This window comes from Pseudomonas sp. NPDC087029 (assembly GCF_044745345.1).
Lineage (GTDB): Bacteria > Pseudomonadota > Gammaproteobacteria > Pseudomonadales > Pseudomonadaceae > Aquipseudomonas > Aquipseudomonas faucium.
Genome location: NZ_JBIVAB010000004.1, coordinates 20027 through 38844, shown reverse-complemented (window position 1 = coordinate 38844; position 18818 = coordinate 20027). Strand labels below are relative to the sequence as shown.

Annotated in this window: 18 protein-coding genes; 12 read left to right on the top strand and 6 right to left on the bottom strand. The window is 64.7% G+C overall.

Annotated features, from left to right (window positions below; translation table 11 throughout):
* Window positions 1-21: 21 nt before the first annotated feature.
* The 6 genes from dsbA (at window position 22) to ACIPG5_RS08395 (ending at window position 6558) form a co-directional block, all read left to right on the top strand.
* Window positions 22-657 carry a thiol:disulfide interchange protein DsbA gene (gene dsbA / locus ACIPG5_RS08420; protein WP_176515935.1) on the top strand — a complete coding sequence of 212 codons (636 nt, stop codon included), beginning with the start codon at window positions 22-24 and terminating at the stop codon, window positions 655-657.
* A 12-nt stretch (window positions 658-669) separates the two neighbouring features.
* Window positions 670-1524, top strand: coding sequence for an endonuclease/exonuclease/phosphatase family protein (locus ACIPG5_RS08415; RefSeq protein WP_176515933.1), 855 nt, complete (start codon window positions 670-672; stop codon window positions 1522-1524).
* Window positions 1525-1620: 96 nt separating this feature from the next.
* Entirely contained in the window at window positions 1621-3528 is a 1908-nt protein-coding gene (locus ACIPG5_RS08410) for a GGDEF domain-containing protein (protein ID WP_401374276.1), read from the top strand.
* A gap of 90 nt (window positions 3529-3618) precedes the next feature.
* Entirely contained in the window at window positions 3619-4011 is a 393-nt protein-coding gene (locus ACIPG5_RS08405) for a hypothetical protein (RefSeq protein ID WP_401374273.1), read from the top strand.
* A gap of 79 nt (window positions 4012-4090) precedes the next feature.
* Window positions 4091-4867, top strand: a complete 777-nt coding sequence (locus ACIPG5_RS08400) for an N-acetylmuramoyl-L-alanine amidase (protein WP_176515926.1) — start codon at window positions 4091-4093, stop codon at window positions 4865-4867.
* 71 nt (window positions 4868-4938) lie between these two features.
* Window positions 4939-6558 (top strand): EAL domain-containing protein, encoded by a 1620-nt coding sequence (locus ACIPG5_RS08395; RefSeq protein WP_401374269.1) that lies wholly within the window; start codon window positions 4939-4941, stop codon window positions 6556-6558.
* 9 nt (window positions 6559-6567) lie between these two features.
* Here ACIPG5_RS08395 and ACIPG5_RS08390 read toward each other — a convergent pair whose 3' ends face one another.
* Window positions 6568-8346, bottom strand: coding sequence for a KinB sensor domain-containing domain (locus tag ACIPG5_RS08390; RefSeq protein ID WP_176515921.1), 1779 nt, complete (start codon window positions 8344-8346; stop codon window positions 6568-6570).
* Window positions 8343-9689 carry a sigma-54-dependent response regulator transcription factor AlgB gene (gene algB / locus ACIPG5_RS08385; protein ID WP_176515919.1) on the bottom strand — a complete coding sequence of 449 codons (1347 nt, stop codon included), beginning with the start codon at window positions 9687-9689 and terminating at the stop codon, window positions 8343-8345. The genes ACIPG5_RS08390 and algB overlap by 4 nt, the downstream gene beginning before the upstream one ends.
* Window positions 9690-9899: 210 nt before the next feature.
* On the opposite strand from algB, the gene ACIPG5_RS08380 reads away from it, so the two are divergent.
* From ACIPG5_RS08380 to ACIPG5_RS08355, 6 genes are all read left to right on the top strand, one after another.
* A complete protein-coding gene (locus ACIPG5_RS08380) occupies window positions 9900-10721 on the top strand; it encodes a BON domain-containing protein (RefSeq protein WP_176515917.1) in 822 nt (273 codons plus the stop codon).
* Between the two features lie 174 nt (window positions 10722-10895).
* Complete coding sequence (locus ACIPG5_RS08375) at window positions 10896-11180, top strand: hypothetical protein (RefSeq protein ID WP_176515915.1); 285 nt, start codon at window positions 10896-10898, stop codon at window positions 11178-11180.
* Window positions 11181-11222: 42 nt separating this feature from the next.
* Window positions 11223-11384 (top strand): DUF1328 domain-containing protein, encoded by a 162-nt coding sequence (locus ACIPG5_RS08370; RefSeq protein WP_176515913.1) that lies wholly within the window; start codon window positions 11223-11225, stop codon window positions 11382-11384.
* 2 nt (window positions 11385-11386) lie between these two features.
* Window positions 11387-11857, top strand: a complete 471-nt coding sequence (locus tag ACIPG5_RS08365; RefSeq protein WP_176515911.1) for an inhibitor of vertebrate lysozyme family protein — start codon at window positions 11387-11389, stop codon at window positions 11855-11857.
* Window positions 11858-12594: 737 nt separating this feature from the next.
* Window positions 12595-13923, top strand: coding sequence for a glutamate/aspartate:proton symporter GltP (gene gltP, locus ACIPG5_RS08360; protein ID WP_176515907.1), 1329 nt, complete (start codon window positions 12595-12597; stop codon window positions 13921-13923).
* 154 nt (window positions 13924-14077) lie between these two features.
* Window positions 14078-15307: a nucleoside recognition domain-containing protein gene (locus tag ACIPG5_RS08355; RefSeq protein ID WP_176515905.1), complete on the top strand. Its 1230-nt coding sequence runs from the start codon at window positions 14078-14080 to the stop codon at window positions 15305-15307.
* On the opposite strand, the gene ACIPG5_RS08350 is transcribed toward ACIPG5_RS08355, so the two are convergent.
* The 4 genes from ACIPG5_RS08350 to ACIPG5_RS08335 are packed head-to-tail and all read right to left on the bottom strand — an operon-like array spanning window position 15289 to window position 18772.
* Complete coding sequence (locus tag ACIPG5_RS08350; protein ID WP_401374262.1) at window positions 15289-15912, bottom strand: ABC-type transport auxiliary lipoprotein family protein; 624 nt, start codon at window positions 15910-15912, stop codon at window positions 15289-15291. The two genes, ACIPG5_RS08355 and ACIPG5_RS08350, sit on opposite strands and share 19 nt — an antisense overlap.
* Window positions 15909-16847, bottom strand: coding sequence for an MlaD family protein (locus ACIPG5_RS08345; protein WP_401374260.1), 939 nt, complete (start codon window positions 16845-16847; stop codon window positions 15909-15911). The genes ACIPG5_RS08350 and ACIPG5_RS08345 overlap by 4 nt, the downstream gene beginning before the upstream one ends.
* 3 nt (window positions 16848-16850) lie before the next feature.
* On the bottom strand, window positions 16851-17642 hold the full coding sequence (locus tag ACIPG5_RS08340; protein WP_401374257.1) for an ABC transporter ATP-binding protein: 792 nt from the start codon (window positions 17640-17642) through the stop codon (window positions 16851-16853).
* A complete protein-coding gene (locus ACIPG5_RS08335) occupies window positions 17639-18772 on the bottom strand; it encodes an MlaE family ABC transporter permease (RefSeq protein ID WP_401374254.1) in 1134 nt (377 codons plus the stop codon). Before ACIPG5_RS08335 ends, ACIPG5_RS08340 begins: the two co-directional genes overlap by 4 nt.
* Between the last annotated feature and the right edge of the window lie 46 nt (window positions 18773-18818).

The following is an 18818-nucleotide window of genomic DNA, read 5'->3' as shown; positions in this document are numbered from 1 at the left end:
ATGACTGCTCAGGAGTAAAGCATGCGTAAACTGATTCTCAGCGCTGCGCTGGTCGCTGCCAGCGTATTCGGTATGGCCGCCGTACAGGCAGCAGAACCTGCCACGGCCGGCAAGGAATACATCGAGCTGAGCAACCCTGTTCCGGTATCCGTGCCCGGCAAGATCGAAGTGGTCGAGCTGTTCTGGTATGGCTGCCCCCACTGCTACCACTTCGAGCCGACCATCAACCCATGGGCGGAAAAACTGCCCAAGGACGTCAACTTCAAGCGCGTACCAGCCATGTTCGGCGGCCCTTGGGACGCCCACGGCCAGATGTTCCTGACCCTCGAAGCCATGGGCGTCGAGCAGAAGGTTCACGCTGCCGTCTTCGACGCCATCCAGAACCAGCACAAGCGCCTGACCGACCCTAAAGACATGGCCGACTTCCTCGCCACCCAGGGTGTCGACAAGGACAAGTTCCTCGCGACCTTCAACTCCTTCGCCATCAAGGGCCAGGTCGCCCAGGCCAAGGAACTGGCGAAGAAGTATGAAATCACCGGTGTACCGAGCATGGTGGTCAACGGCAAGTACCGCTTCGACCTGGGCACCGCCGGTGGCCCGGACGGCGTGCTGAACGTCGCCGACCAGCTGATCGCCAAGGAGCGCGCCGCTAAGTAAGCGGCGAACCCCATGCGCCGTTTCCGATCCGCGCGTGGCATTGGCCTGCACCAGCCGCAGGTCAACGAGCATCACCTGCAGGCTCCCGGCCTGCCTGAGGATGGTCGCCTGCGGCTGCTCAGCTTCAATATCCAGGTGGGCATCAGCACCGAGCGTTATCGCCATTACCTGACCCGCAGCTGGCAGCACCTGCTGCCGCACAACGGGCGTGCCGGCAACCTGCAGAAGATTGGCGAGCTGCTTGGCGAGTTCGACCTGGTGGCCCTGCAGGAAGCCGACGGCGGCAGCCTGCGTTCAGGCTACGTCAACCAGGTCGAACATCTCGCCCACCTGGGGGCCTTCCCCTATTGGTACCAGCAGCTCAACCGCAACCTCGGGCGCTTCGCCCAGCACAGCAACGGCGTGCTCAGTCGCCTCAAGCCACAACTGCTCGAAGACCACCCCCTGCCCGGCCCGGCCGGCCGTGGTGCGATTCTGGTGCGCTTCGGCGAAGGTGAAGATGCGCTGATCGTGGTGATGATGCACCTGGCCCTGGGTGCCAAGACCCGCGCCCGCCAGCTGGCCTACATCCGCGAGCTGATCGGCGGCTACCGCCATCAGGTGCTGATGGGCGACATGAATACCCATGCCACCGACCTGCTCGACCATTCCCCCTTGCGCGACCTGGGCCTGATTGCCCCGCAGGTCGAAGCAACCTTCCCCAGCTGGCGCCCGCAGCGCTGCCTGGACCATATCCTGCTCAGCTCGAGCCTGACCCTGGAGCGGGTCGAGGTGTTGGCGCAGCCGATATCCGACCACCTCCCGGTCGCCGTGGAGATCCGATTGCCTGATGCACTGACTGTGGATACGCTGCCGGTCTTGCGCTAGATCAGCAAAAGCCGCCTGCACCCTCAAGTGTTCGGGGCGCGCGCCGACAGCGTGTCATCACGTCCCCCAGATGCATTACCCGTTGCGGATCCAGGCATGACCGAAGAAGCCGAGCGCTGGAAAGAAAAATACCTAAAAAGCATCGAACAGCAGGAAAAGCTCGAGCGCCGCTGGGCTGCCCGCCTCGACTTGCTGCGCCGTGGCCTGGTGCGCAGCTCCCTTGCCGCAGAAGGCAGCGACAAGGTCGTTGACCAGTGCATGAAGGAAATGCGCGAGGTCATCCGCACCGACAACATGGACGCCGGGCTTGCCGGGCTGATTCCACGCCTGGAAAAGGCCGTGCTCGACTCCGAGCAGCGCCGCGAAACGCGCATGAACCAGGTCAGCGATGCGCTGACCGCGTTGGTGACCCAACTTCAAGGCCTGCCGCTGCCCGGTGAGGTTTCCAGGCCGCTGAAGAAGCTGGCGAAAAAACTCGATGGGGGTGTCAGCCAGTCACGCGAGCTGCCCCCGCTGCTGGGTGAACTCAGCGGCCTGCAAGGGCGCGCGTTGGCGTCGCTGGGCAAGCCGGACGATCAAGCCAAGCCTGGGCTTTTGCAGCGCCTGTTCGGTAACCGCGAAGACGAGCCGCAGGAACCGAGCGATACCCACCCGGCGCCCGTGGTTGCCGATGCGCCGGCTGAAGCACCGCAGCGGCCATTGCCTGACGGCCCTGTGCTGGTGGACCTGCCGCCAAGGGATGCCGATGAGCTGAGCCCGCTTGCACCGCCGCCGCCAGAAGAGCCTGCACAGCCAGAGCCCGAGGCAGCCGTCGTGGAGCAGGCGGCGATCGTCGAGCCTGCGGCAGAAGAGCAGGCATTGCCCGAGGACGCGACAGCCGAACCTGAGGTCCTGGCGAGCCTTGAGGAAACCTTCGGCGAAGACGGCCCCTACTCGCTCCCGGACGCGGTCGAGCCGCCTTACAGCCAGGTGGCCGCGCATATCGAGCAGACGCTGATCGGCCTGCTGGATGACCTCAGCCTGCCCGAGCGCCACAAGGCCCAGGCCCTGGCGATGCGCGAGCGAGTGGCGCGCGGGCTGAACTGGTACGAACTGATTCCGGTGCTCGATGACCTGGCCGTGCTCATGCTGGCCATCACCGACAGCGGCCAGCACGAGTTCGAAACCTATCTGCAGCAGCTGAACGAGCGCCTGGAAACCTTCCAGAGCCACCTGCACGAAGCCAGCGCCGGCCATGCCGACAACAGCACCGCCGCGCGTGAACTGGACAGCCAGCTGCGCGAGCAGGTCGATGGCCTGCAGAGCAGCGTGCAGGGTGCGGCGGATGTCGACAGCCTCAAGCACATTCTGGAAAACCGCCTGGAAGGCCTGCTGGTCACCATGGATGACCACCAGCAGGAACGCGACCGCCGCGAGCAGGAACTGGCCGGGCGCCTGCAAGGTCTGGCCGAACGGGTGGCGAGCATGGAGCAGGAAGCCCTGGGCTATCGCGAGCACCTGGAAGAGCAGCGCCAGAAGGCCCTCATCGACCCCCTGACCGGCCTGCCCAACCGCGCTGCCTGGAGCGAGCAGGTCGAGCGCGAGATGCTCGACTGGCAGGAGCATGGCGGCCACCTGGCGATGGCGATTCTCGACCTCGACCACTTCAAGCGCATCAACGACAGCTACGGCCACCTGGCCGGCGACAAGGTGTTGAAGATCGTCGCCGATCAGCTGCGCAAGCGCCTGCGGGCACGCGACTTCATCGCCCGTTTCGGCGGCGAGGAGTTCGTCGTGCTGCTGCCGCAGACCTCGCCTGCCGCCGCCGCCCAGGTCGCCGAAGTGCTGCGTGCCGCGATCGAGGCCTGCCCGTTCCATTTCAAAGGCGAGCGCGTGGTCATCACCACGTCCATCGGCGTGAGCGCCTTCCGCTCCGGCGAGCGCGGCGACCAGGTGCTCAAGCGTGCCGACGCGGCGCTCTACAAGGCCAAGGACCTGGGGCGTAATCGGGTGGTAGACATGTAGCCCCTTCCTGGGCAGTGGCGAGCCGAGACTGGCTGGCCGGGTGTCGAGGCTTCGATGCCCCGGTTATCTACCCACTGCTTCAGGAGATTGATGATGAAAAAATGGTTTTTGGTGTTGCTGTCAGGTTTCGCCTTTCACTCCGCTGCGATGGCCAGGGACGTGCTCTGGACCGCGCACATCAATGCCGCTGGCGAGGTGGTGCGGGCATGGCCTGCATGGATCGAGCGGGTCGAGCACACCCCTCAAGACAACTATTTCAGCCAGTACAAGCTGCATTTCAACAAGCGCATCGTGCACCAGGACCCCGGCTTCTGCGCGGTGTCTGCGATTGACGCCAGCTCCGAGCAACACCTTGTGCATGGCCACGCCAAAGTAGTCGGCAAGCCAACCTACGAGAGCGTTACGGTCAATACGCAGCTGGTCGATGTCGACGGCCCCAGTGGCGACAATTCGATGGAGTTCCTGCTGATGTGCACGCGCTGATACAAGGATATCCAGAACACCGGGCAGGGGCTCGTTATACTGATGGGCACGCTTACTTCAAATCGACGTGCCCCTCCTGATGAAAACGCTTTTCACCGCGCTCGCTCTGCTGATCCTGACGGGCTGCTCCACAGGCCTGCGGATCGATCGCAGCCATCCTTCGGCCAACCAGGACAACCGCATCCAGTTCGTCGTCCTGCATTACACCAATGCGTCGCTGGAGCGTTCGCTGGCGCTGCTGACCCAGGGTGAAGTCAGCGCCCACTACCTGATCGGCGACGGCCCGGCCACGGTCTATCAGCTGGTCGACGAAAACCGCCGCGCCTGGCACGCCGGCGACAGCCAATGGCAGGGGCGCACCTGGCTCAACTCCAGCTCCATCGGCATCGAAATCGTCAACCCAGGGTTCGACGACACCCCCAACGGCCGCGTGTGGTACCCCTACAGCGAGGCGCAGATCCAGTCGCTGATCGCCCTGCTCAAGGACATCGTCAAGCGCAACAACATCGAGCCGCGGCACATCATCGGCCACAGCGACATCGCGCCGCTGCGCAAGCTCGACCCGGGGCCGCTGTTCCCCTGGAAGCGCCTGGCCGACGAGGGGCTTGGGGTATGGCCCGAGGCCAATGCCGTGGCCCGCCAGCAGGCCTACTTCAGCGCCAACCCGCCGAGCATCGGCTGGTTCCAGCAGGAGCTGGCGCGCTTTGGCTACGCGATCGAGCAGACCGGGGTGCTCGATGTCGCCACCCGTCACGTCATCGCGGCCTTCCAGATGCGCTTCCGCCCACAGCGCTTCGATGGCACGCCTGATGCCCAGACGGCAGCGATGCTGCAAGTGCTCAACCGCACCCGCTGACTCCTCCGCCCAACGGCCAGGGCAATCCTCCATCCAGTTGCTATACCTTGTATATCAACTGGATGCTGCCCATGTCGGCCCTGATAACTGCACTGCGCCAATTTTTTTACCAACCCTGGATGCTGGCCACCTTGGCAGCGGTGGCCAGCGCCGCAGTCTTGCTCACCGCCAGCATCGCCATTGCCCTGCAACAGATGAAGGAAAGCGAGAGCGCGCAGATGAACGCCCAGGGCGAGCGCTTTCTCGACCGCCTCGAGCAGGTGTTCGGCCAACTGCGCGAAGGCGTCGACGAGCTTCAGTCGCAGCCACTGCGTGGATGCAGCCCGGCCATGCTGGCATTGCTGCAACAGGTGGGCTTGGGGTCTCGCTTCATCTATGAGGCGGCTTATGTCGACAGCAATGTCGCCTGCTCCAACCGCGGCGGCGCCAGGGCCTTCGTGCCCACGCGGGCGCCGGATATCCAGGGCCCGACCTACAGCTACTGGCTCAACACCACCACCGAACCCAACGAGAACCTCGCCGCGCTGATGCTCGCGCGGGGCAATTTTCTGGTGTCCACCTCACGTGGGCACCTCACTGATGTGGTCGACCTGCCGCCGGGTGGCAGCCTTCTGGTGGTGCTCGACAATGGCACCCGGGCGATCCCGGTGCTGGGCCCGTCGCAGGTCTGGCCTCCGGCAAGCACCTGGCCGCCGCCCAGCAACAATGCGTTGCTCGAGCTGCATGACCGCCTGGTGTATCGCATGCCGACCAAATCCCCGGACTACCAGCTGGTGCTGATCGCGCCACGGGCCAGCCTGCCGCTGAGGATGAACGGCATGCTCTGGCTGCTGTTCCCCGGCAGTGTGCTGGCAGCCTGCTGCATCGGCTGGCTGGTGCTGCAGCTGATCCAGCAGCGCCGCTCGATGAGTTCAGAGTTGCAGACCGCGTTGCGCCGTGGCGAATTGCAGGTGCTCTACCAGCCCATCATCGAGCTGGACAGCCGCCGCTGCGTGGGCGCCGAAGCGCTGGTGCGCTGGCGAAGGCCGGACGGCACCCTGACCAGCCCGGATCTGTTCATCCCGCTGGCCGAGAACACCGGGCAGATCCGCCAGATCACCGATTTTGTCCTGCAGCGGGTGCTGGAGCAGTTGGGCCAGTTGCTGCGCTCGCACCGCAACCTTTATATCTCGGTGAACCTCGCCGCCTGCGATGTGATGGCGCCGCGCATCGGCCGGGTGGCGGCACGCTTGCTGGCACTGCACCGGGTAGCGGCCAGCCAGATCGCCTTCGAGGTGACCGAGCGCGGGCTGATCGATGTGGTGGTGGCCCGTGACAACCTGCAAGCCCTGCGCGCCGTCGGGCATCAGGTGCTGATCGACGATTTCGGCACCGGCTATTGCAGCCTGGCCTACCTGCAGACGTTGCCGGTGGACTGCCTGAAGATCGACAAGGCCTTCATCGATGCCCTCGGGCACGATGCCGCCAGCAGCGGCGTGGCCCCGCACATCATCCGCATGGCCCATGACCTGCACCTGCGGGTGATTGCCGAGGGCATCGAATGCGAGGCCCAGGCGGTGCTGCTCAACAGCGAAGGGGTCAATTACGGGCAGGGGTGGCTGTTCGCCCACCCGCTCAACGCCCGGCAATTCGCCGAGCTGGTCACCCGCGGCCGGCAAGTCGGGCGCCAGCGCCTGGACGACGAGCCCTGAGGGCGGCCCTCAGACCGGCAAGGCCATATAGAACTGCGTGCCCTGGCCCGGGCGCGAAAACACCCCCATGCGCCCGCCATGCAGTTGCACGATTTCCTTGCACAGCGCCAGGCCAAGCCCGGCCCCGCCCTTTTTGCGCCCGACCTGCACGAACGGCTCGAAGATCCGCCCCTGTTGCCCATAGGCGATGCCTTCGCCATTGTCCTCGACGCTGACGATCACCCGCTCGGCATGGCGCCGGGCATGCAGGCGGATGCGCCCGCCGCTGGCGGTATGGCGGATGGCGTTGTGCAGCAGGTTGTCGAGCACCCGGTCGAGCTGGGCGACATCGGCCTGAATCCGTGGCAGCGGCAGGTCCAGCTCCTTGACCAGCTCGATCTGCTTGGCCGCCGCCTGCTCGCTGAAGCGTGCCTGGGCATGCGCCAGCAGCTCGTCGATGGCGCAGGGGGCAAGCTCCAGCTTCTGCAGCCCGCTCTGGTAGCGCGAGAAGTTGAGCAGGTCGTTGATCAGCTGGGTCAGGCGCTGCATTTCCTCGCCAATGGTGTCCAGAAGGTCGCTCTCGCGGGCCTCGGGCGGGAACTTGATGCGCTCGCGCAGCAGGCCGAAGGCCATGTGCATGCCGGTGACCGGCGTGCGCAGTTCATGGGAGGCGCGCAGCACGAACTCGCTGCGCACGCGCTCGAAGGCGCGCTGCTCGGTGACATCGTGCAGCACCATCACCGCGCCCAGGATCGGCCCCTGCGGGTGGCTGACCGGGGTCAGGCTGTAGGTCAGCAGGCGCGATTCTTCATCGACTTCGATGCTCAAGTCGTCCGGCGGCCGGTCCAGGTTGCCGCCACGCAGCACCTGGCGCAGCTGCTGCTCCAGCTCCGGGCGCTGTAGAGCCTGGGCCAGGCCAGTGCCGACGCGGCTGTCGCTCCAGCCAAGCTGGCGCTGGGCAACCGGGTTGAGGTGTTCCAGGCGCCCTTGCCGGTCGATGATCAGCAAGCCATCGTCGATGCTGTCGAGCACCGCCTGCAGGCGCTGCTGGCCGGCCAGCAGTTCATCGACATTGGTGGCCTGGTGCTTGCGCAGGGCATCGGCCATCAGGCCAAAGCGCCGCGTCAGCTGGTTGAGCTCGACGGCCTGGGTCACCGGCAGGGTGACATCGAAGTTGCCCTGGCCGAGCTGGTCGGCCGCCTTGGCCAGGGCTTCGATCGGCTGGCCGAAGCGCCGGGCGATGTTGTGCGCGGTAATGAAGCCCAGCACCAGCACCACCAGGCCCATCAGGCCGAGCACACCGCTGACCAGCATGGCCCGGTCGCGGCTGATTTCTTCGCTGCGGGTAATCTGGTCGAGGGCCTGCTTGTGGGAATCGATCAGGTCGGTGCGGACCTGGTTGAAAGCGGCGCCCAGTGGTTGGTCGACGCCCAGGCTGACGGCTGGCGCCGGGCTGTCGCGGTAGGCCTGGAGGAAGGCCTGGTAGTTGCTGCTGGCCTTGCTGAAACCGGTGCGCTCGCCCCCTTGCTCCAGCCCTTGGTGAAGCAGGCTCTGAAAGTTCTGCTGCAAGGTTTGCAGGCTTTGCGGGGCCGTGTCCTGGTCGAGCATCAGGGTCAGCTGTTCACCCAGGTTCTGGCGCAGCTTCAGGCCGGTTTCCAGCGCCTGGGTAGTATCGCGCACCGACTGCTGCTGCATCGTGGCCATCTGCAGTACGCTCACCAGGCCCAGCAGCAAGCCCAGCAAGGCCACCGTGACCAGTGCCGAAATACTCAGGAAAAGCCGCGTGCGCAGCTTCATCGGCCATCTCATAAGTTGTACTGCTTGCGTTTGCGATAGAGGGTCGAGGCGTCGATGCCCAAGGTCTTGGCCGCCTGGTCGAGGGTATCGCTGGCCGCCAGCACCGCGCCGATGTGGGCGCGCTCCAGCTCATCCAGGCTCAGCGCCGCGCCCACGCGCGGGGCATTGCTGGCGGGCTGCTCGCCCATGCCCAGGTGGCTGATTTCGACCCGCTCCTGCGGGCAGATGATGCTGGCCCGCTCGATCACGTTGCGCAGCTCGCGGATGTTGCCCGGCCAGCGGTAGTTGAGCAGCGCGGCGCGGGCCTCGTCGCTGAAGCCTCGGGCCGGGCGCGAGTACTCCTTGACGAAGCGGGCGAGGAAGCGGTCGGCCAGGGTCAGGATGTCTTCGCTGCGCTCGCGCAGGGGCGGCAGGTGCAGGGTGATGACGTTGAGGCGGTACAGCAGGTCTTCGCGGAAGCGGCTTTCGCGCACCATTTCCTCGAGGTTCAGGTTGGTCGCCGCGAGGATGCGCACATCGGCGCGGCGGGTCACCGGGTCACCGACCCGCTCGTACTCCTTGTCCTGGATGAAGCGCAGCAGTTTTGGCTGCAATGCCAGCGGGAAGTCGCCGATTTCATCGAGGAACAGCGTGCCGCCGTCGGCCTGGCTGACCCGGCCAAGGGTGCTCTCGCTGGCGCCGGTGAAGGCGCCGCGGGTGTGGCCGAACAGTTCGCTTTCCATCAGCTCGGCATTGAGCGATGGGCAGTTGATGGTCACGCAGGCTTTGCGCGCGCGCTTGCTCCAGCCATGGATGGCCCGGGCCAGTTCGCCCTTACCGGTACCCGACTCGCCGAGAATGAGGATGTTGGCATCGGTGGTGGCCACCTGCCGGGCGGTTTCCAGCACCGCCATCATCGCCGGGCTGTGCGAGTCGAGGCCGTCCTTGGGTTTGCGCACCTCGCCTTCGAGGGCTTCCAGGCGCGCCGACAGCTGGCGCACTTCCAGCTGCTTGGCTGTGGCCAGGCGCAGTTGGTCGGGGCTGCAAGGCTTGACCAGGTAATCGGCGGCGCCGGCCTGGATGGCGTCGACCGCGGTGTCGATCGCCGAATGCGCGGTAACGATCACCACGCGCATCCAGGGCGCCTGGACGCGCATCTGCGCCAGTACATCCAGGCCGTTGTCCTCGCCCAGGCGCAGGTCGAGGAAGCACAGGTCGAACACCTGGCGCTGCAACAAGGCTTCGGCCTGCGCCGCACTGTTGGCGGTGGCCACGCTGTAGCCTTCGTCTTCCAGGCAGTAGCGGAAGGTGCGCAGGATCGCGGACTCGTCGTCCACCAGCAGAATGCGGCCTTGGTTGTCCTGGGCGGATTCCATTTTCCTGAGCTCCTTAGGGTAGGTCTTCAATTAGTGTGGGGAAAATCGGGCAAGTTGCATGGTCAATTCTGAAGGATTCTGTCCTTTGCATGCTAGCCAATGGCCAAACAGCCCCCGCAAGCCCCGATATCTCGATGATTTCGTTAGAGCTTGGCGATGGCACATTGGTTGCGACGATTTATGGATTTTGCCCACAAAAGGAGTGCAACCATGCCCTTTTCCATCCGAACGGCCGCATTGACGGTCGGCCTCCTGTCCATTTGCACCACTGCCATGGCCGACCCGGTCAAGGACGCGCGCCTGGAGGGCTCGTTGCAAACGGCGCTTTCGCTGAACCAGATGCTCAACCCGTTTCGAATCCAGGTGGCGGTCGAGGGGCCGACGGCGCGCCTGTCGGGCGAGGTGGAGAATGAGGTCGAGCGCCACCTGGCTGAACAGGTCGCGTTGGCCACCCGCGGCATCGAGCAGGTCGACAACCAGCTGCGGGTCAACGCCCAGCTGGTCGAGCGGCCGCTGGAGTCGCGGGCCTACGCCCAGCGCTTGAGCGATGCCACCTTGGCCGCGGTGATCCGTGCGCGGCTGCTGTGGAGCCGGATCACCGAAAAGGCCGCCATCGAGGTGCAGAGCAGCGAGGGCGTGGTGACCTTGCGCGGCAAGGTCGACAGCGCCGAAGCCAAGGAGCTGGCCGGTGTGCTGGCACGCACCACCGATGGCGTGCACCTGGTCAACAACCTGGTGAGCCTGGATACCGTGGCCATGGCCAAGGCCCGCGAAACCCCGGTCGATGCCCCCACGGGGCCGCAGCCCAGTGATGGCTGGGTGGTCGACAAGATCCAGAGCAGCTTCCGTTTCAGCCGCAACCTGGACGGCCTGAACATCAAGGTGGCCAGTGAAGAAGGCATGGTGCGGCTGTCTGGCGAGGTGGTCAGCAGCGAGCAGAAAACCATCGCGGTAGAGATCGCCCGGCAGATCATCGGCGTGCGCGGTGTGGATGCCGACCTGCTGAAAGTGGCTACCAAGGTCGAGGGTTGAATCGTGCAATTCGCACGACGCCAAATCGGTCATCGTGCAGGATACGTCCTCAAGTGCTATGCGGAAATTACGTAACTACATGATTTTAAAGGATTTTATTTGATGTAAATGGCTGGCACGCAGGCTGCAATTATCCCTTCAGGTTTGAAGAAAAATTACAGCAGGAGAACCGGCATGAACCGCCAACACGTCAACCGCTCGCAAAATGTCGCACTCCCCCTGCGCCAGGTCCTGTTACTTGGGATGGCGATGCTGCTGACCTTGGCCGCCGGCCTCTTCTACTACAGCGTGCAAACCGCCCGGCTGGCCGATCAGGTCGCTGCGCAGACCGCACTGCTGACCCATATGCAGGCAACACGTGCCAATACCTTGGTGAAGGCAGCCCAACCGCTGCCGACTGCCAATACCTCGCCGGCCACCGTTGAAAATGTCGTGCCGCAAGAACGCTGGGTGTTCTGACGGCAAGGCCGGACTGATCTCAAAAAAGAAAGGAGAAGCATCATGCTGAGCTGGGCTATCACTTTCCTCATCATCGCCATTGTCGCTGCCGTACTGGGCTTCGGTGGTATCGCTGGCGCCGCCACGGGTATCGCGAAGATCCTGTTCATTGTCTTCCTGGTCCTGTTCGTAGCCTCCTTCTTCTTTGGACGCAATCGAGGTTGACGATGAGCAGGATGCTACGTACTGCCCTGGCTACCGCCCTGCTGTTGGGCGCTAGCGCAGGGGCCATGGCGGCCAATGACGGCCAGGTCCGGGTCGACCAGTTGCTCGGCTCGGACCCTGAATACCGGGAAACCTGGCAGCACACGATCAAGGGCGAGGAGCGCCTGCCCGAGTGGGTGATCAACCTCACCGGCAGCGCCCAGGAGCAAATGTCGGCAGTCACCGAAGATGGCGACAAGTACCTGGTCGGCCCGCTCTGCGAGTCCCAGGACAACTGCACCTACAAGCGCCTGATCGTGGCTTTCAGCTGGGACAAGGACGATGCCTACGGGATGCTCGTGGAAGTGCCCGAAGGCCTGCCCAGCGACAAGTCGCCGACCCGCCACGCCCAGTACCGCTGGCTGGGCAAGCCGGACGACGGCATGAAGGCCATGCTGCAGGAGCAACTCAAGCGCGACCCGAAGTGGTATTGAGCGTTACTGACCAGCGGTCGCGCGCTGTCATGTAATAGAAGCGGAACCTTTCTATTGTTCTCGCTTCTATGATGCGCCGCCCCGAGGAGGGGCGACACATGACCAAGGGGCCGGGCTGTTCTGATTGTTGCAGGATCGGAGTGGCCTAGGGGTACAGGGAGTGCCTCCAGAATTGGGCCGGGTCAGGAAAAGGCAGAATCGGAAGCTTTAGGTCAGGTGCGGGTGATCCCACACTATTGAGGCCTGGCTTCCGAGGCGCCATGTCCATCTTTCCATCCTCCTTTCAGGAATTTGCTGTCAGGACACATTTTGTCTTGACCGTACATCAATTTTTTTTCGTCCAATCGAGTGGCCGCGCAAGCGGCATTTATGCCATTCGGATTGTCGAACAAGCCATCTCTGCCACCCTTTCCGCCCTGCCATATATGCCTAAAAATGGCGCTTTGGCCCTGTTCGGGAATCCGAACGTTATAAATCAAGGGCTTGCGAGTGCCTCATTTTGACGCAGATCAGTATGCATAATCGGTATGGGGTATACGCTTCCGGCATTAGATTTCATGCTTTCCCATCGCAATAGTTGCCGCCTTTTCGCTGGCCCGAGCGCTCAGTCGCTCGCTCGCGGTATCCCTACATGGGGTCTCCGGACGGAAGCTGCATGCTGCCCGTGACGTTGCCAACGGCTCTGTTACGCGCTTTTCCGGTCGGTGCCCGTGACCACTAGAACAAAGGGTAAAGACATGAAGAAGGCAAAACTGAGCCTCGCCTGGCAGATCGTCATCGGTCTGGTCCTGGGCGTTGCAATCGGCGCGCTGCTGAACCACTTCAGTGCGGAAAAGGCATGGTGGATCAGCAACGTTCTCCAGCCTGCCGGTGACATCTTCATTCGCCTGATCAAGATGATCGTCGTCCCGATCGTGATTTCGTCGCTGATCGTGGGCATCGCCGGGGTTGGCGACGCGAAGAAACTGGGCAGTATCGGCCTGAAGACCATCATCTACTTCGAGGTGGTGACCACCATCGCCATCGTCGTCGGCCTGGTGTTGGCCAACGTGTTCCACCCAGGTGCCGGCATCGACATGAGCACCCTGGGCACCGTGGACATCTCCAAGTACCAGGCCACCGCGGCCGAGGTGCAGCATGAGCATGCGTTCATCGAGACCCTGCTCAACCTGATCCCGTCGAACATCTTCGCGGCGCTGATGCGTGGCGAAATGCTGCCGATCATCTTCTTCTCGGTGCTGTTCGGCCTGGGCCTCTCCAGCCTGCAGGCAGACCTGCGCGAGCCGCTGGTACGTACCTTCCAGGGCGTGTCGGAGACCATGTTCAAGGTCACCCACATGATCATGAACTACGCCCCGATCGGCGTGTTCGCCCTGATCGCCGTGACGGTCGCCAACTTCGGCTTCAGCTCGCTGCTGCCGCTGGCCAAGCTGGTGCTGCTGGTGTACTTCGCCATCGCCTTCTTCGCCTTCATGGTGCTGGGCCTGGTGGCGCGCCTGTTCGGCTTCTCGGTGATCAAGATCATGCGCATCATGAAAGATGAGCTGATCCTCGCCTACTCCACCTCCAGCTCCGAAACCGTGCTGCCGCGCGTGATCGAGAAGATGGAGAAGTACGGTGCGCCGAAGTCGATCTGCTCGTTCGTGGTACCGACCGGCTACTCGTTCAACCTCGACGGTTCGACCCTGTACCAGAGCATCGCGGCCATCTTCATCGCCCAGCTCTACGGCATCGACCTGTCCTGGAGCCAGCAGCTGCTGCTGGTGCTGACCCTGATGGTCACCTCCAAAGGCATCGCCGGCGTGCCGGGCGTGTCCTTCGTGGTACTGCTGGCCACCCTGGGCAGCGTGGGCATCCCGCTGGAAGGCCTGGCCTTCATTGCCGGTGTCGACCGCATCATGGACATGGCGCGTACCGCTTTGAACGTGATCGGCAACGCCCTGGCGGCCCTGGTGATCGCCCGTTGGGAAGGCATGTACGACGCGGCCAAGGGCGAGCAGTACTATGCCTCGCTGATGGCCGACAAGCAGGAAACTGCAGCGGTAGGCGAGCACGCCAAGCGCTGAGCCTGACGTATTGAACGAAGAGCCCCGACCTGTCGGGGCTTTTTGTTTTCGGCTGAAGCCCAGCGCTATACCTGTGGGAGCCGGCTTGCCGGCGATGAGGCCGGTACAGCCCAAACCAGTTATCATTCGAGCATTTTTCAGGGGGATCACACGGATGCTAAACGGCCTTTGGCTCGGCTTTTTCCTGGTGGCGGCCGTCTCCGCCCTGGCCCAATGGCTGGTCGGCGGCAACGCCGGCATCTTCGCCGCGATGGTCGAGAGCATCTTCGCCATGGCCAAGCTGTCGGTGGAGGTGATGGTCCTGCTGTTCGGCACCCTGACCCTGTGGCTGGGCTTTCTGAAGATCGCCGAACAGGCCGGCATCGTCGAATGGCTGGCCAAGGTGCTCGGCCCGCTGTTCGCCCGGCTGATGCCCGAGGTGCCGCCCGGCCACCCGGCCCTGGGCCTGATCACCATGAACTTCGCCGCCAACGGCCTGGGCCTGGACAACGCCGCCACGCCGATTGGCCTCAAGGCCATGCGTGCCCTGCAGGAGCTCAACCCCAGCAGCACCACGGCAAGCAACGCGCAGATCCTGTTCCTGGTGCTCAACGCCTCGTCGCTGACCCTGCTGCCGGTGACCATCTTCATGTACCGGGCGCAGCAAGGCGCCACCGACCCCACCCTGGTGTTCCTGCCCATCCTGCTGGCCACCAGCGTGTCGACCCTGGTCGGCCTGCTGTCGGTGGCGGTGATGCAGCGCCTGCGCCTGTGGGACCCGGTGGTGCTCGCCTACATGATCCCGGGCGCGCTGCTGCTGGGCGGTTTCATGGCTTTTCTCGGCACCCTGTCGGCGGCGGCGCTGGCCAGCCTGTCGTCGATCCTCGGCAACCTCACGCTGTTCGGTGTGATCGTGCTGTTCCTGGTGATCGGCGCGCTGAAACGGGTGAAGGTCTACGAAGCGTTCGTGGACGGCGCCAAGGAAGGCTTCGACGTGGCCAAGAGCCTGTTGCCCTACCTGGTGGCGATGCTGGTGGCGGTGGGCGTGCTGCGTGCCTCCGGGGCGCTGGAGCTGCTGCTGGACGGCATTCGCCACGCGGTCAACTGGCTAGGCATGGACACCCGTTTCGTCGAAGGCCTGCCGACGGCGCTGGTCAAGCCGTTCTCCGGCAGCGCCGCCCGGGCGATGCTGATCGAGACCATGCAGACCCACGGTGTCGACAGCTTCCCGGCGCTGGTGGCAGCGACCATCCAGGGCAGTACCGAAACCACCTTCTACGTGCTGGCGGTGTACTTCGGCGCGGTGGGCATTCAGCGGGTGCGCCACGCCGTGGGCTGCGCCTTGCTGGCCGAGTTGTCGGGCGTGATCGCGGCCATCTGCATCTGCTACTGGTTCTTCGCCTGAGCCTGGGTTCCCTGGGCCACGGTCCAGTCGATGACCTGCCCGGCCAGCCTGTCGCTGGCCGCGCCAAAGCCCGCCACCACCGCGGCCACCTGGCGGTCGGCCAGCGGCTGGTGCACTTCGAAGCGCTTGCTGGCGAGAATGCGCTGGCTGCGCCCCTGGACCAGGCGCGCGTCATAGCGGACCACCACTTCCACCGCGCCGCCTGAGCGGTACTCGCTCTGGAACGCCTGCAGCTCGCCCACCAGTTCGTAGTCGGCCTGCAGGTTGCTGTCGTCGGCGCTCAGGCGCTGCACCCGGCCATCGCGCTGGAACCCATCGAGCAGGCGGTTGCGCACCAGCAAGGGCACCGGGTCGCTCCAGCGCGCGCCTTTGTAGTTGCTGATCACGTCACCCTCGGGCACCACCGCGATGCGCGGGCCGCTCAGTGCTTCGCTGGCCAGCGGCTTGTTCAGGCGCAGCGACCAGTCCAACGGCGCTGCGTTGCGGCTGGCCTGGTTGACCGGCAGCCGGTACATGTCCACCGGCGCCGGCTGCGGCAGGATCGAGCAGGCGGCGGCCAGGCTCAGGGCGGCCGCCAGGGCCAGCAGGCGCAGCGACGGATTCATGGCTGGAACTCCTTGTTGGTGTCGCGGCCGAGCAGGTAGCCGCTCGGGTCGGCCTCCAGGCGCCGGGAAATGCCCTTGAGCGAATTGAGTGTCTCGCGCAGCTCGCGGATGGCGGGGGTCAGCTGGTTCAGCCCTTGCGCGCCGTCGTCGATCGACTGGCGGTTGTCCTGCAGCAGGCTGTTGATGGTTGCCGTGCTTTGCGCCAGTGACTGCATGGCCTGCTCGGCGCTGCCGATGGCCTGCTTGCCCTCGTTGCCGAGCAGGCCATTGGCGTTGCGCATCAGCGCCTGGGTTTCGGCCAGGGTGGCATTGGCCTGCTTGCCGACCTGGGCCAGTTGCTCGATGGCCGCGCCAATGCCGCCCTTCTGGTTGGCGAAGGCGCCGGTGGTTTGCTCGAGGTTGGCCAGGGTGTTGCTCAGGCGCTCGATATTGCGCTCGGAGAACATCAGGTTGGCGTTGTGCAGCAGCAGGTTGATGTTGGTCACCAGGTCGCTGCTGTCATTGAGCAGGCGCGAGATCGGCGAGGGCGAGGCGACGATCACCGGCAGGTGCCCATCCTTGCTCTTGAGCTCCGGGCTTTGCGGGGTGCCGCCGCTGAGCTGGATGAACGAGTTGCCGGTGACCCCGGCCAGGGTCAGCTTGGCCTGGGTGTCTTCCTTCACCGGGGTGTCGCCGCTCAGGCGCACACGCGCCAGCACCCGGCGCGGGTCCTTGGGGTCCAGGCGCAGGCTGGTCACATCGCCCACCTTGATGCCGTTGTACTGTACCGGGCTGCCGCGCGACAGGCCGGAGACGGCCTCGTTGAAGACCACTTCGTAGTCCTTGAAGGCGTCGTCGACACTGGACTTGGTCAGCCACAGGCCGAACAGCATGGCACCGACCACCACCACCACGGTGACCAGGCCGATGAGAACGTGATGAGCTCGGGTTTCCATCGTTCAGCGCTCCTGCCCGGCGTTGGCGGCGGCCTGTTCGGCAGCGCGCCCGCGTGGGCCGTGAAAGTATTCGTGAATCCACGGGTCGTTGGTTTGCTCGACCTCGGCCAAGGGGCCGGCGACCAGCACTTTTTTCTGCGACAGCACGGCGACGCGGTCGGTGATGGTGTAGAGGGTGTCCAGGTCGTGGGTGATGAGGAACACGCTCAGGCCCAGGGCGTCGCGCAAGGTCAGGATCAACTGGTCGAAGGCGGCGGCGCCGATCGGGTCGAGGCCGGCGGTAGGTTCGTCGAGAAACAGGATGTCCGGGTCCAGGGCCAGCGCCCGGGCCAGTGCGGCGCGCTTGATCATGCCGCCGGACAGCGACGACGGGTACTTGTCGGCAGCCGACAGCGGCAGGCCGGCCAGGGCCAGCTTGACCCCGGCCAGGTGCTCGGCATCGTCGCGCGACAGCCCGGCATGCTCGATCAGCGGCAGGGCCACGTTCTCGGTGACGGTCAGCGAGGAAAACAGCGCGCCCTTCTGGAACAGTACGCCAAAGCGCCGCTCGACCTGCGAACGTTGCTCCTCGCCCAGGCTCGCCAGGTCTTCGCCGAACACCTTGATCAGCCCCTCGTTGGGCCGGCGCAGGTCGATGATGCTGCGCAGCAGCACCGACTTGCCGCTGCCCGAGCCACCGACCACGGCGAGGATTTCGCCACGGTACAGGTCCAGGTCCAGGTGCTCGTGCACGACCTGGCTGCCGAAGCGGTTGCAGATGCCACGCGCCTCGATCACCGCTTGTTGGCCCGTCACCAGCCCATCTCCATGCAGAACAGCGCGGCCACGGCATCCAGCACGATGACCACGAAAATCGATTGCACCACGCTGGAGGTGGTGTGGGCGCCGACCGACTCGGCGCTGCCGCTGACCTTGAAGCCTTCCAGGCAGCCGATGGCGGCGATCAGGAAGGCGAAGAACGGGGCCTTGGCCAGGCCGACCAGAAAGTGCTGCACGCCGATGTCGCTCTGCAGCAGCGAAAGGAACATCGCCGGTGAAATATCCAGGGTCAGGGCGCACACCACCGCGCCGCCGACGATGCCGCAGATCATCGCCACGAAAGTCAAAAGCGGCAGCGAAATCAGCAGCGCCAGCACCCGCGGCACCACCAGCAATTCGATGGGGTTCAGGCCCAGGGTGCGGATGGCGTCGATCTCTTCGTTGGCCTTCATCGAGCCGATCTGCGCGGTGAACGAGCTGGCGGTGCGCCCGGCCATGAGGATGGCGGTCAGCAGCACGGCGAATTCGCGCAGGAACGAGAAGGCCACCAGGTCGACGGTGAAGATGGTCGCGCCGAAAGCGGCCAGCACCGTGGCGCCGAGAAAGGCCACCACCGCGCCCACCAGAAAGGTCAGCAGGGCGACGATGGGGGCGGCGTCGAGGCCGGTCTGCTCGATGTGCGCGACCACCGGGGTGACGCGCCAGCGGTGGGGCTGGAACAGCCGGCGCAGCAGGGTTTCGAGGATCAGCCCGACGAAGCCGAGCAGCTGCATGCTGTCTTGCCAAAGCGTGCCAACCGCGGAACCGATGCGCTCCAGCAGTTGCAGCAGCACGTTGCGTTCGGGCGCCTTGACCGGGATGCAGTAGTCCTGCACCGAGGTGTAGACGGTCTTGAGCAGGGCGCGGCTGGCTTCGGGCAGCTCGTTGGTGCAGTGGTTCAGGCGCTCAGTGCCGAGCAGCTCGGCCAGCAGCGCGGCCCCGGCGGTGTCCAGGCGGCCCAGTTGGCTGAGGTCGGCGATGGCGTCGCCTGTGGCTTGCGCGCGCAGCTGTTCGCTGTCGCGCCTGAGGCTGGCGTAGTGGGCCAGGGTCCAGTCACCGGCGATACGCAGGCAGGCCGGTTGGCAGCTGGTGTCCAGGGTGGCGCTGGGAGTGGTCATAGGCTCCATGCATCTGACAGCCCGTGGGGGCGTAGAGGCTGATCATAGCGCAGCG